The organism is Rickettsia endosymbiont of Gonocerus acuteangulatus (assembly GCF_964026435.1).
Taxonomy (GTDB): domain Bacteria; phylum Pseudomonadota; class Alphaproteobacteria; order Rickettsiales; family Rickettsiaceae; genus Rickettsia.
The window spans coordinates 1,448,621-1,461,538 of record NZ_OZ032147.1 but is presented as its reverse complement, the minus strand read 5'-3'; the positions used below and the strand labels follow the sequence as shown (position 1 = coordinate 1,461,538).

Sequence of the window (12,918 nt, the reverse complement as noted above, 5' to 3'; positions counted from 1 at the left end):
TTACGGGATCCAGCATAAAGCGAGAGAAATCGAGCTTTTTATATTTTTATTGTTTTTCTGGATCCCGTGGTCAAGCCACAGGATGACAAAGTAATTCTTTCGCCGCTTTTAAGCTTGCTTCAGTAATTGCTTTACCTGAAATCATACGGGCAAGTTCTTGCTGTCTTTCGCCTAAATTTAAAGTTTTTACTGTTACCTTTGTTTCTTTTTCTAACTGCGTTTTCTCAATTTTTATATGCAAATCTGCTTTTCCTGCCACTTGAGGCTGATGCGTTATAACTATCACTTGCGTAGCTGAGCTAAGCTTTTTAAGCCTTTCGCCGACTTTATCCGCAACCTCACCGCCAATCCCAACATCTATTTCATCGAATATAATAGCAGGTTTAACCATCTTGTTAAATAAAGAAGTTTTTAAAGCAAGCATAAATCTTGATAACTCACCACCCGAAGCGATTTTATTAATTGCCTCCAGAGCCATCCCTGGATTAGTAGAAGCTTTAAAAACTATATCATTTATGCCGTATGCTGCCGGTTCTTTTCTTTCTGCTATATTAACATGAAAGGTAGCTTTTTCCATTTTCAGCTGCTTTAATTCATGGTGCACCACTTCTTCTAAACGTTTTGCTGCGGCAAGACGTTTTGCTAATAAATTTTTGCCAAGTTTATAATATTCTGTACTTAATTTTGCTTCTTGCACTTGCAATTCTGCTTGATTTGCTATTTTACCTTTCAAGCTATTTAGCTGATTTAAAGATTCCTCTAAAAATGTCTTAAGTGCATCAGCAGAAACATTATATTTCCGACTAATCGCTTTTATTGCAAATAATCTTTCTTCTATTTCTTCAAGGTTATAATCTAACTTGTTAAAATTTTCTAGAAGATTCGATAAATTTTGTCTTACCTCTTCCAAATTATTATAAGCTTCTTCGAAATTTGTAGAAATATTTACGAATTCTTCATTTTGACTTTGCTTTGCTAATAGTTTTTCTGCTTTACTAATTGAGCTATTTATTTCAGGATTATTAACCTGCTCTAGAATATCTTTGATTAGCTGCAAATCTTTATCTTTATTTTGCAAATCTTTTCGTATATTTGCTAGCTGCTCTTCTTCGCCTGTTTGAACATTAAGCTTAGTCAGCTCTTCAGTTACAAAGCTTAAATAATCAATTTCTTGCTCTATAGAATTTTGTTTAAGTGCTATTTCAGTAATTTCATTGCGGATAATTTGCCAAGCTTGATAGCATTTAGCAAGCTGCATACGAAGTTCCAAAAGATCTCCGAAGCTATCTAAAATGTCACGCTGCGTATTGATTTCTAAAAGAGAGATATTATTGTTTTGCCCATGAAGTTCAAATAAATAAGCAGCTAATTGCTGCATAATAGCTTTATTAACTACTTGATTATTGATAAAGAAATTTTTACGTCCCTCTACTTTTTGGACGCATTTTATAAGCAGTGATTCTTCTAAATAAAAGTAATCCCCGCCGCAAGCAGCGGGGTATTTTAGAAGAAAGCTAGCTGATGATCCTCATGCAGTTTCTGATATTCCTTGCCTTGGTTTTTTACGTATTTTCCTATCATATTCTCATTTCCATGCTTACCTACCGTACTCGTAAAATATCCATCAGTCCAAAATTCTCCACCCCATAATTGTTTCTTTACCTGTGGACACTGTCTAAATATTTGACGAGCTGTAACACTTTTAATTGTTGTTACTATTTTTGTTACGCTATAGGTTGGTACAGATTGTACCAAAAAATGGACATGATCTTCATCAACCCCTATTTCTAAAAATTTTATTTGATATCTCTTTTCTATCTCTAAACATATTTCTCGTAATACTTGATCAACTGATACGTCAAACACTGCTCGGCGATATTTTGCTGGAAATACCATGTGATACAGCAGTACCATAACATTATGACTTTTATGTATATATTTGCTCATTCCGCCATATTACGCCGCAAGCGGCGGGGAATATACCCAAAAGAGATTCAATAAAATTTTGAGTTAGGAAGTTTTTTATTTCGTCATTTAATGAAAAGACTATATTAACAGCTGCATAATCTTTCCCATGCTTTATTATGCCGGCACTTGAAGTTTTATAGCCTAAACAAAATAAAATAGCATCAAGTAATATAGACTTACCGGCACCGGTCTCGCCGGTGATAACGCATAAACCATTAGTAAATTCGATTTCTAACTCGTCTATCAGGATAAAGTTTCTAACTGAAAGACTCTGGAACATTTATATACTCCTAATAAATAAAGAGCAATAGACGAAGATCAACTTTAAAAAGAGCGAGAAATTCACAAGGCAAGGAGCGGACACATATAATAATATGTGCACACCGCAGCTCTTATAGAATGACGACGCCAATTTTTAAAGTTCATCGAGTATAGCCTTTAATTAGTTTGTAAGCATAACTATACCATTTACTATCTGGATAGTTATGACCAAGAACCGAAGCATATTTCATTGCCTCATCCGGTAATCCAAGCATCATATAGCTTTCTGTCAAACGATATAAAGCTTCTACGCAATGAGAGGTAGTTTGATAATTTTCGACTACTTCTTCAAATCGATTAATTGCTGCCATTGGATTCTTTTTCTTTAAATAGAATCTACCAATCGTTAACTCTTTACCAGCCAAATGATCATTTACTAAATCAATTTTTAAAGATGAATCAATAGCATATTTAGTATTTGGGAATTTTGTAATTACATCTTCAAAACTATCCTTAGCTAAGAAAGTTCTGGATTGATCATGATTCACATCAGAAATTAGCATATAATATGAAAGAGCTTTAAGGTAATATGCATAAGCAATATCAACATTTGCAGGATGTAAATTAATGAAAATATCAAGTACATCAACTGCCTCTTCATATTGAGTAGCAAGGAATAATGAGTATGCTTGCATTAGCTCTGCTTGCGGCGTAAATTCATTACCCGGATGCTGATAAAATATTTTTCCAAATTCTTCAGCAGCATTTTTATACTTCTTTTTCTCAAGCAGAGTAACACCCTCATTATAAAGAGTAGAAATAGGAGTAACTAAATCATCGTTACTTTTTTTGCTTTTACATCCGTTTAGAATTAGCCCTAGGCATAAAAGGGCACTTAATAGTTTTGCTAATTTCATAAGAACTTAAATTCAGTTAATACCTAAATATACATATAGGTTTAAAGGATTTCAAGAATTCAATTTCTAAAATTTTGTAAACTTATATATTTTTGCTAGGTTTTGTGTGTTTTTGATAAGTGTTTTTATTATTTTAATAGAAACTAGAATTTATAATGTTTAAGCTTTTAAAGCTTAAAAAAAAGTACCCATAAGAGCAAATCTTATGAGTACTTTATCTTTAGAACTTAAATGTTAACAATTACGAACTAACGCTGGTAGTGCCACAAGTATCATTAATAGTACTACCTGATACCATAGATACTATGTCTGGAGCTTTAAATAATATTATAATTGCCGCAACTATAACTAAAGCTACTTCCCATTGTAGTTTTCCTCTAAGTGTTTGAATACCTAACACGATTATACCAACAACGGCAATACCTCTTGCTGTATTACCTCTAAATATTAAAATTACATTACATAATGCCGCACCTACTGGATCACCAACGCTACCTGTAGCTAAACTATCTATAGACATTGTTATAATAGCTAAACCAAGTACCATAAATAATAGACGTAGCGACATATTGTAATCAATTAATTCTTCATTTAATTTACGCAAATTCATATTTTTTACCTCAATTATAATTAGTTATTTAAAGATTAATATATTCTATTTACATATAAATCAACCTATAAATATATGTAATTTAGATTAATATACCAAAATATTGCAAAAATACTTGTTTTAAGTAACATTATAATCACATATTATGGTCTATAGTCTATGACTAACTACCAAATATATATACAAAAGTAAATAAAAATAACCATACTACATCAACAAAATGCCAGTACCATGCTGCAAATTCAAATCCTAAATGCCCTTTATTTTTAATAGCAAAGTCACCTCTTCTCGCCCTGAAATAGCATACTATTAAAAATATAGTACCTATAATTACATGTGCACCATGAAAGCCAGTTGCTAAATAAAAATTAGACGGATATATACCATCAGTAAATTTAAAAGCAGCATGGTAATATTCATATGCTTGCATACAAGTGAAGAATATTCCAAGAATTATAGTAAGACCAAGAGCCGTTACACAATCTTTTTGATTATCTTCTTCTAAAGCATAATGAGCCCAAGTAAAAGTAGTACCAGATAAAAGTAATATTAAAGTATTAATAAAAGGAATATCAAATGGATCAAAAACTTTAATGTTAGGTGGTGGCCATACGCCTTGTTTTATTACCCATACACCATCTAAAAGACCAACAGGCGATAAACTTGATTTAAAGAAAGATGCAAAAAATACTCCAAAAAACATTATTTCGGTTAAAATAAATAAAGCCATCCCAATTCTTAAACCATGCCTAACAGGCTGTGTATGACTATGATCTATCATCCCCTCTTTTATTACGTCTCTCCACCAAGAATATAAGCAATAAGCTACTGAAATAACTCCAAAAGCTAGTATGTAATGGTTAAATTTATAGCTATGCATAAATGAAACACCACCAACAACTAAAATAAGCAAAGCAAATGAAGTTAAAATAGGCCAAGGGCTTGGATCAACTATATGAAATAAATGAGATTTAGTATTAGGGTGAGAGTTATTCATATTTTATTTTTTTATTTCTGATTACATACGTAAATATAAATTATTATTTATTTAAAAGCAAATTTTACCACAAAATATCACCAAAAAATATAAAAAATAGTACTTATTAACTGAAAATTACATTTTTTATCAATATAACAACTAAAACCTCTTGACTATTTATATTATTCAACTAATATATGAAACGCTAATGATGTTTATGCTCCATTGTTGCAAGACCAATCTGTCAAAAACTTATAAGTCAAGTTTATGCCAGGGGTCTGTTATTATAAGTGAGTAAAATCATGAAGTATAATGGAGTTTGTTATATTGTAACAACGGAGCTTAACCCCTGCACCCTATTTTTTCTTAATTCCTAGAAGACTATAAACTTCAGAATCTAATCTAAACATAGAAAAGTTATATTCAGAACTTTTTGAATATGAAAGCAGTGAAGATTAAATCTTTTTACTTAATTTAATAGCAATTCTACAAATCGCTTTTACTACACTACTTGTTGCTTTCGCAAATATTGCTTGCTCGCTATCATTTATTATAGCCGTGTCTTTATGTTCAATCTCATCTAACCGAAATTTTACAATATTTTTTAATAATTCTGGTTCAATGCTTTTATTTTCCAAATAATTTATTTGCTGTGCATAATGCTTCTCTATTACTTCTTCTACACTCTCCGTAACTAACATTGCAGTTTTTGTACCAATTTTAGAAGATATAGCTCCAAGTAAAAATCCATAATGATGCCAAAAAGATAGTAAGGCAGTAGGTCTTACTTTTTTTTCTAGTAATTTTTTCTCAAAATAATCTAGATGTACTTCTTCCTGCTCTAGCATCTCTTTGATTAATACATAGTCATTTTGAGATTTAATATATTTTAACTGCCCTTGATAAATCCTTTTTGCCCCATACTCACCAGCATGGTTAACTCTAACTATCTCATGAATTTGTTTATCAGGATCAGAAAAATCAGGTCTTGGCATACTATACCTTTAATATTTAATTAAAAAAATCTTTACTTTCTTTTTCTAATAAAAAACCTTCTTTAGCTGCATTCTTTGCTTGTACTGCCCAATACTTATCTTTAAATTGATTAAATTTTTCATACTCTTTATGAGACATAGGCGTAGACTGACCATACTTATCTCTAATAATCAATTCTTTCATTACTTAACTCATTATTATTTAAAAGTTTTTGTAAAAGATCAAACCCGGCAGGATTTAATTTATAATCCACTTCCGCTTGTTGCAATATTTTTAAGGTCTTCAAGCACTCAGCTAGACTAAGATTATTTGCTATTTTGGTAAAATCATTAATATACTGATAAAAAATAGGCGGTGATAGCGATTTTATTGCAGAATCAACACGCTCCCCATTTTTTACTTTCGACAACACTATATATAAATTTAGATAATGCCTTATTAAAGCTCTAATCATCAATACTTCATTTATATTTTGCTTTTTTAATATATCTAGTTCTTTTAAAAAACTAACGTAATCTTTTTGCGAAAAGTACATTGCTAAATCGCTGCCATTTGCCGTAATCTCACTACTTAGCACTTCTCTAATGTCATTTAAGGTAACTTCTTGTTTATCATGAACAAAATATATCAACTTATTTACCTCATTGGAAACTAACTCATGATCCCCTTTTAAATGATTTTTTAAATAAATGAGTGCTTCCCTATCTATAATTTTATTACATTTAGTTAATTTTTCTAAAACTATCTTCTCAATCTTTGCATCATCATCATGATAACAAGCCAGAGAAGCTAGCAATTCTTCAGTTTCAAAAAATTTTCTAAAGCTGCTGCTTGAGCTAATATCTTCACCAATAAACACGGGGAAATTAATATAATTATCATTTAGAATTACTTTTAAATTCTTATCAATTGAATTTCCCACACCTCTAATTCTAATTAATTCTTTCTGATTGAAGAAGTTAGGCGAATTAAGTAATATCTCTAAAGAAGAAATATTAAGGTCACTATATTCTATAGAAGTTTGCAGCATGTTAAGCTTTTTCACTAAGTGACGACAAATTTTATCTATATAACCTTTATCAGGACCATATAATAATAGAGCCTTAACCTTGCCACTGGCTATTAATTCAAATAAACGATTAATTTGCGAAAAATAGAATTTCATAAATTATTATTTCGAGTAAAATATAAAATTATTCTTCGGCGAATTTCTTCAGCTGCCGCATAGGCAAGGTCTATTCCTGTTTCATCTCGCTCAACACTTGAAGCATAAGGGGTAAAAATAGAATTATATGACGTTGATTGATAAAATTTTTCTTTGATTAATACTTTTTGGCTTTCTATATCAACTAATTGGTATTTGACTGACTGATTAATATACTCCCTTAAAACATTCGAGTTTTTTTCTATAGTAGCAGGCGTAGTTGCCCCTGCTAGTTCTGCTTTAAGAATATATTTCGCTTTTGTTTTTTGTGGCAAGATACTTGTTAATCGGTGATAAAATTCAGCCCCTTCTATTGTTTTAATAGACTCTACCTCAATAGATTCTAAATTTTTAACTACCTCACTATTACTATATTCTGTATCATAAACAGGTTTTAAATTACAACCATTTACAAATAAGAGTAGTAAAACAATAAATAAATAACGCATAATTTTTTAGACTTTTTTTGATTAATAAGATGCTGAATGGGTTATGGTCGTCATTGCGAGCGAATGAAATGAGCGTGGCAATCTCATTAGGTAGTAATATTCCTGAGATTGCCTCTGCCCTCGGCTTTGCCTCTCCTCGCAATGACGACTCCCAATCCGCGGGCAACACTGCTCTAGAATAACAAATAACCCCCTAACATCTTTCTATATTAATATCAGTTTATTTTGATTTTGTGAAAGGAAATTATGATAATTACTTTTTATTTTTATTAATATTTAGTATTAGATTTATTAATTTATGTTGACACACTTAAACAAGCTTTGTATATTGCCGATTCGAAATAATTTTAGGACCATGTTATATGATAAATATTAATTCAGAAGAAGCAAAAATGGACAATGCTAGAAAGACAGCTATAAACAATATAACTAAGCAGGATTTAGAAAAATCTTTCAATTTATATGAGGAAAAGCTAATAGAGTTATCACAAAAATTTTCCTTACAAGCAGCAACCAATAATGATTATTACCATCCTCAAACCGAATGGCATAATATTAAGGTCATGGGTGCAGATGGGAACATGGTAACAAAAATTATACCGGTCACCGAATTATAAATCTATCAATATCATTCCTGTTCTCACAGGAATGATATACGAACAACGACGATCTACCTTAGCCAAACTTCAACATATCAGCTATCCGCTCCCATAGGCAGGACATAATAATTATTATCATCCATAAAACCTTTTTCATGCATATAATCTTCTAAATCAGGTACTAGTTTTATCATTTCATCAAGTAATTTATACTCTTCATTTTTAATTGCTAAATTTAATACCTTATCTAATATTAATTTCTCATTCTTATTTTTTTTGTGAATATATTACCATAGATGATATATAAGGCGTACAAATCTTTAAATTATTTTTAAACAAAACTTACGCTATGAGTAAAAAAGTGATAAATTATTGTAAAAATAAATAAAAGTAATCCCCGCCGCAAGCAGCGGGGTATTTTAGAAGAAAGCTAGCTGATGATCCTCATGCAGTTTCTGATATTCCTTGCCTTGGTTTTTTACGTATTTTCCTATCATATTCTCATTTCCATGCTTACCTACCGTACTCATAAAATATCCATCAGTCCAAAATTCTCCACCCCATAATTGTTTCTTTACCTGTGGACACTGTCTAAATATTTGACGAGCTGTAACACTTTTAATTGTTGTTACTATTTTTGTTACGCTATAGGTTGGTACAGATTGTACCAAAAAATGGACATGATCTTCATCAACCCCTATTTCTAAAAATTTTATTTGATATCTCTTTTCTATCTCTAAACATATTTCTCGTAATACTTGATCAACTGATACGTCAAACACTGCTCGGCGATATTTTGCTGGAAATACCATGTGATACAGCAGTACCGTAACATTATGACTTTTATGTATATATTTGCTCATTCCGCCATATTACGCCGCAAGCGGCGGGGAATATACCCAAAAGAGATTAAACATGTCAAAGAGGATAAAGTTGCAAGCAATACCAATTAATAGGACAGATTATTGTCAATTTTTAATAGTTAGCCAAAAGAATTATAGTTTAACCTACTACGCTGAACATGCAAAGAAATGTAGTCATGATGTTATTAATAGATTTTTAAGGAATGAAAAATATACACCTTCTTTGTTGGAACACATCAAGAATGATGTTATTTTTTCATCTAATGGATATACAATATTTGATGATACGGTTTTAAATAAAAGGAATACGAAGCAAATAGAAATTGCAAGATCGCAGTACAGTGGAGCTACAGGTAGAGTTACTAAAGGTATAGGAGTAGTGAGTCTGGTATATTATAACCCTGATATTACAAAACTTACGCTATGAGTAAAAAAGTGATAAATTATTGTAAAAATAATTAAACATGTCAAAGAGGATAAAGTTGCAAGCAATACCAATTAATAGGACAGATTATTGTCAATTTTTAATAGTTAGCCAAAAGAATTATAGTTTAACCTACTACGCTGAACATGCAAAGAAATGTAGTCATGATGTTATTAATAGATTTTTAAGGAATGAAAAATATACACCTTCTTTGTTATGGGAACACATCAAGAATGATGTTATTTTTTCATCTAATGGATATACAATATTTGATGATACGGTTTTAAATAAAAGGAATACGAAGCAAATAGAAATTGCAAGATCGCAGTACAGTGGAGCTACAGGTAGAGTTACTAAAGGTATAGGAGTAGTGAGTCTGGTATATTATAACCCTGATATTAATAAGTTTTGGGTAATAGATTATCGAATTTTTGCACCTGATCATGATGGAGCAACAAAACTAGAACACCTATTAAACATGTTAAATAATGCTGTTTATAGCAAGAAGATTCCTTTTCAAACAGTACTTTTTGACACATGGTATTCTACACACAAAATTATGCAACATGTTGACTCTCTGGGGAAATATTATTATGCCCCTATTAAAGCCAATAGAAACGTTAGTAAAACACACGATTCTAAACCTTATAAAGCTGTAAAAGAGTTGACATTTTCAGATGAAGAGATCAGGCATGGAGTAGAGATTCATATAAAAGGCTTTGCTAAAAATAAGCATGTTAATTTGTTTAAATTTACTGTTTCTACCAACAGAGTTGAGTATGTTGTTACCAATAACAAAACTCACAAATCTTCTAAAACTGCACAAGATGAGTGTGGCTTTCGATGGGTAATTGAGAGCATGCACAGAGAAATTAAGCAACTTACTGGGATAGAACGTTGTCAATGCAGGAAACAGCGTATTCAACGTAATCATATTAGTTGTGCATTTTTAGTTTGGGCATTTCTCAAAAGGACTGCAAATACAATCGATAAAACGGTTTACCAAATAAAGTTAGGGCTTTTAGATGACTATATGCAACAACAGCTGCGTTCTCCATCTTTACGATATTTAGAACCAAACATAGCGTAAGTTTTGTAAAAAATTGTAACGTATTTTCAGGTGTTACTTCTTTATCATTATTATGTGGTTGTCCCATTAATCCCTCCTAAATCATTTCCTAATAATTCTTCTTCCAAATCTACCATTTTTTCATTAGGAGAATCAGGCAAATACGAATTATAACTAATAGCATCTCTCTAATAATTGCAAATACTATAAGTAAGTAGAACAGAACCTATTTAAAATAATAAGATTTTAAATAGGTAATGATGAACAGAAAATATAGACACTTATCTCGAGAAGAGAGATATGAGATAAAAAGAATGTATGACCTAGGAGTCAGTATTAATAAGATAGCACAACATCTTACGAGGTCTAAAAGCACTATTAGTATGGAGCTAAAAAGAAATAAGGTAAAAGATAAGTATATGCCTTGTGTTGCTCAGGAAAAATATGAAAACAGGATGTATCAGCAAGAGTTATTAAAAATAGAAAAGAACCCTATGTTGTTAGATTATATTAAAAATGCTATGATTCGCAAGAAATGGTCGCCGGATGCTATAGCCGGAAAGTTAAAACTAGACAAAAATACAGCTTTGTGTATCAGTACAGAAAGTATATATAGATTTGTTTACACTTCTGCAGTAGCAGCTAAATTAAAGTTACAAAACTTACGCTATGTTTGATATAATGCCCATGAATTAAGGGATATTATGAAGTGCTTCACTATAAAACATTGCTGTGTAATAAGAGTTTTTAGCATATTTGCTATAACATAGCGTAAGTTTTGGTTATATAGCTATTTACCTTCTAAAAGATATAAAAGGCAAGAAAGAGGGAAGAGGCGTCAAAGGATCATTATACCACAAAGGATCTCAATACATCAGCGTGATGCAATAGCTACGAAAAAGGTAGAAGTAGGGAATTTTGAGGCAGATCTTACATTTCATAAAGGTAATCAAAGTATGAATATTGGTGCACTGGTGGATAAAAAGAGTCAAAAGATTATTTTAGTGCTGAATAACTCCAAGAGAGCTACAACAGTTACCAATGGTTTTTTAAGAAAGATAAAAACTCTTCCAAATAGTGTGAGAAAGACTATTACTATGGATAATGGCAAAGAGTTTGTGGGGCATGTTGCCTATAGACTATCTGGGTTTCAAACTTTCTTTTGTGATCCATACCGCCCTAGACAAAAAGCATTAGTAGAAAAAATGAATTCTATGATTCATAGAATTTTACCTAAAAATACAGATATTACTACCGTTACACAAAGAGGTCTTGACAATGTTGCTGAGATTTTAAACAACATGCCAAGAAAGATTTTTGGTTATAAAACCCCCAATGAAATTTGGGCAGAAAATTTATAGGTTTTGTTCTACTTAGTCCTTGAATTTTCACTCATAATCTTCTAAATCTAATTCTTTACAATCTGAGAGAATTGGTGCTAAAGTAGGTGCAGTTATTCTATCTTCTTCAGAATTAGGTAGAGGTGGTAAATCTTCTGATTTGCTTTTTTTTGTAGCACTTAAATCTAAACTAGGTACGGATAATTGTTGCTTCTTCATTTTTTTTCCTAATAAAATTTTTAATTTAGATCATGATTCTTTAATAATATTAGTTTAATTTATTATATATATTATCGTATATAAGATATTCTATTATTTCTTCTGAAGAAAAATCTTCAGCAGTAAATTCATAAGGCATAAACGTTTTTTCATAGTTTTCTAATACTTCGTTAACTTTCTTATCTATAAGTTCACATCCTTTTTCACATTCTTTTTTAAGCATAAACGGAGTAAATTCTTTCTTATCTTTTTCTGTTATTAGTGTTGGTTTATTTTGCAATAACATCTTTACCATTTCATCACTTGCAATTCCTAAAACAGCAATATGCAAAATATTATGGTTACTTGACTCAGTAATTATATTTATTAAATCAGGATTTATTTCTAATATATTCTGTACTAATTCTATTTCATTTTGTTCTACTGCTTGGCAAAAAATATTTTGATTATCTTCGTTGATAGAGCCAAAATATTTTTTTAATTCATTTTTATTTCTTAATTCTGGAATATCGTTCGAATGAACATTAAATAAAGATAATAAAACTTTTAATTCACTTTTTTTAACTAGTGAATTTACTAGTACTATTCTTCTAGACATTTTTTCTCCTAAAATTATAATAATTAGAGCTTAAACTAAAAAATTATAAGGGTTTAGGCTTTTTTAAACTTGATCTAGGGTGGGTTGGTCCTTTCCTAATACTGGCACAAAGTCTTTTAGCTTAGGTTCTATTTCCAACATATTTGCTACTAATTCCTTTTCGCCATTATTACGTGCCTGACAAAAAATATTTTCAATGAGTTTTTTATCATAACTAGTAACATAGTGTTTTAGCATATTAGAACTTTCAGAATTTTCTTTTTTAAGAAGACTTACTTTTTTAAGAAATTGTAAATCTAATGGCTGAAACTTTTCTTGTGATATTAAAGATTTCAAGATTATATCTACTTCCTCATCGGTGAGAAGATCATATTTTATTAGGTATGTTTAAGGTGAGTATTTGTTTAGTCATTATTTCTCCT

Annotated in this window: 16 protein-coding genes and 3 pseudogenes; 5 read left to right on the top strand and 14 right to left on the bottom strand. The window is 30.6% G+C overall.

Going from position 1 to position 12,918, the window contains the following annotated elements; all coding sequences use genetic code 11:
* Positions 1 to 70 precede the first annotated feature (70 nt).
* The 10 genes and pseudogenes from AAGD55_RS09060 to AAGD55_RS09015 form a co-directional block, all read right to left on the bottom strand.
* Positions 71 to 1,465, bottom strand: a pseudogene (locus AAGD55_RS09060) (DNA repair protein RecN); the annotation flags it as partial.
* A 38-nt stretch (positions 1,466 to 1,503) separates the two neighbouring features.
* Positions 1,504 to 1,947 carry an IS200/IS605 family transposase gene (tnpA, locus tag AAGD55_RS09055; RefSeq protein ID WP_341791228.1) on the bottom strand — a complete coding sequence of 148 codons (444 nt, stop codon included), beginning with the start codon at positions 1,945 to 1,947 and terminating at the stop codon, positions 1,504 to 1,506.
* A 46-nt stretch (positions 1,948 to 1,993) separates the two neighbouring features.
* A pseudogene (locus AAGD55_RS09050) lies at positions 1,994 to 2,248 on the bottom strand (AAA family ATPase); the annotation flags it as partial.
* 142 nt (positions 2,249 to 2,390) lie between these two features.
* A complete protein-coding gene (locus AAGD55_RS09045; protein WP_341791227.1) occupies positions 2,391 to 3,146 on the bottom strand; it encodes an outer membrane protein assembly factor BamD in 756 nt (251 codons plus the stop codon).
* A 241-nt stretch (positions 3,147 to 3,387) separates the two neighbouring features.
* Positions 3,388 to 3,756, bottom strand: a complete 369-nt coding sequence (locus AAGD55_RS09040; protein ID WP_341791226.1) for a TrbC/VirB2 family protein — start codon at positions 3,754 to 3,756, stop codon at positions 3,388 to 3,390.
* Positions 3,757 to 3,919: 163 nt separating this feature from the next.
* Positions 3,920 to 4,753 carry a cytochrome c oxidase subunit 3 gene (locus AAGD55_RS09035; protein WP_341791225.1) on the bottom strand — a complete coding sequence of 278 codons (834 nt, stop codon included), beginning with the start codon at positions 4,751 to 4,753 and terminating at the stop codon, positions 3,920 to 3,922.
* Positions 4,754 to 5,190: 437 nt separating this feature from the next.
* Positions 5,191 to 5,730 carry a demethoxyubiquinone hydroxylase family protein gene (locus tag AAGD55_RS09030; RefSeq protein ID WP_341791224.1) on the bottom strand — a complete coding sequence of 180 codons (540 nt, stop codon included), beginning with the start codon at positions 5,728 to 5,730 and terminating at the stop codon, positions 5,191 to 5,193.
* 16 nt (positions 5,731 to 5,746) lie between these two features.
* Positions 5,747 to 5,914, bottom strand: a complete 168-nt coding sequence (locus AAGD55_RS09025; RefSeq protein ID WP_341792612.1) for a toxin-antitoxin system subunit antitoxin — start codon at positions 5,912 to 5,914, stop codon at positions 5,747 to 5,749.
* Complete coding sequence (gene holA / locus AAGD55_RS09020) at positions 5,895 to 6,896, bottom strand: DNA polymerase III subunit delta (protein ID WP_341791223.1); 1,002 nt, start codon at positions 6,894 to 6,896, stop codon at positions 5,895 to 5,897. The genes AAGD55_RS09025 and holA overlap by 20 nt, the downstream gene beginning before the upstream one ends.
* On the bottom strand, positions 6,893 to 7,384 hold the full coding sequence (locus tag AAGD55_RS09015) for a hypothetical protein (protein ID WP_341791222.1): 492 nt from the start codon (positions 7,382 to 7,384) through the stop codon (positions 6,893 to 6,895). Before AAGD55_RS09015 ends, holA begins: the two co-directional genes overlap by 4 nt.
* A gap of 362 nt (positions 7,385 to 7,746) precedes the next feature.
* On the opposite strand from AAGD55_RS09015, the gene AAGD55_RS09010 reads away from it, so the two are divergent.
* Positions 7,747 to 8,001, top strand: coding sequence for a hypothetical protein (locus AAGD55_RS09010; protein ID WP_341791221.1), 255 nt, complete (start codon positions 7,747 to 7,749; stop codon positions 7,999 to 8,001).
* Positions 8,002 to 8,402: 401 nt separating this feature from the next.
* Here the strand turns inward: AAGD55_RS09010 and tnpA (AAGD55_RS09005) are convergent, their stop codons facing one another.
* Positions 8,403 to 8,846: an IS200/IS605 family transposase gene (tnpA, locus tag AAGD55_RS09005; protein ID WP_341791220.1), complete on the bottom strand. Its 444-nt coding sequence runs from the start codon at positions 8,844 to 8,846 to the stop codon at positions 8,403 to 8,405.
* Between tnpA (AAGD55_RS09005) and AAGD55_RS09000 the strand changes: the two genes are divergently transcribed.
* The 4 genes and pseudogenes from AAGD55_RS09000 to AAGD55_RS08985 form a co-directional block, all read left to right on the top strand.
* Entirely contained in the window at positions 8,839 to 9,273 is a 435-nt protein-coding gene (locus AAGD55_RS09000) for a hypothetical protein (protein ID WP_341791219.1), read from the top strand. The two genes, tnpA (AAGD55_RS09005) and AAGD55_RS09000, sit on opposite strands and share 8 nt — an antisense overlap.
* Positions 9,274 to 9,310: 37 nt before the next feature.
* Entirely contained in the window at positions 9,311 to 10,360 is a 1,050-nt protein-coding gene (locus tag AAGD55_RS08995; protein ID WP_341791218.1) for a transposase, read from the top strand.
* 236 nt (positions 10,361 to 10,596) lie between these two features.
* Positions 10,597 to 11,016 (top strand): helix-turn-helix domain-containing protein, encoded by a 420-nt coding sequence (locus AAGD55_RS08990; RefSeq protein WP_341791217.1) that lies wholly within the window; start codon positions 10,597 to 10,599, stop codon positions 11,014 to 11,016.
* Positions 11,017 to 11,181: 165 nt separating this feature from the next.
* Positions 11,182 to 11,700: pseudogene (locus AAGD55_RS08985) on the top strand (IS30 family transposase); the annotation flags it as partial.
* 27 nt (positions 11,701 to 11,727) lie between these two features.
* Here AAGD55_RS08985 and AAGD55_RS08980 read toward each other — a convergent pair.
* The 3 genes from AAGD55_RS08980 to AAGD55_RS08970 all read right to left on the bottom strand — a co-directional run bounded on the left by AAGD55_RS08980 (position 11,728) and on the right by AAGD55_RS08970 (position 12,832).
* Positions 11,728 to 11,898: a hypothetical protein gene (locus AAGD55_RS08980; RefSeq protein WP_341791216.1), complete on the bottom strand. Its 171-nt coding sequence runs from the start codon at positions 11,896 to 11,898 to the stop codon at positions 11,728 to 11,730.
* Between the two features lie 49 nt (positions 11,899 to 11,947).
* A complete protein-coding gene (locus AAGD55_RS08975) occupies positions 11,948 to 12,496 on the bottom strand; it encodes a hypothetical protein (protein WP_341791215.1) in 549 nt (182 codons plus the stop codon).
* A gap of 63 nt (positions 12,497 to 12,559) precedes the next feature.
* A complete protein-coding gene (locus AAGD55_RS08970; protein ID WP_341791214.1) occupies positions 12,560 to 12,832 on the bottom strand; it encodes a hypothetical protein in 273 nt (90 codons plus the stop codon).
* Positions 12,833 to 12,918: the final 86 nt, after the last annotated feature.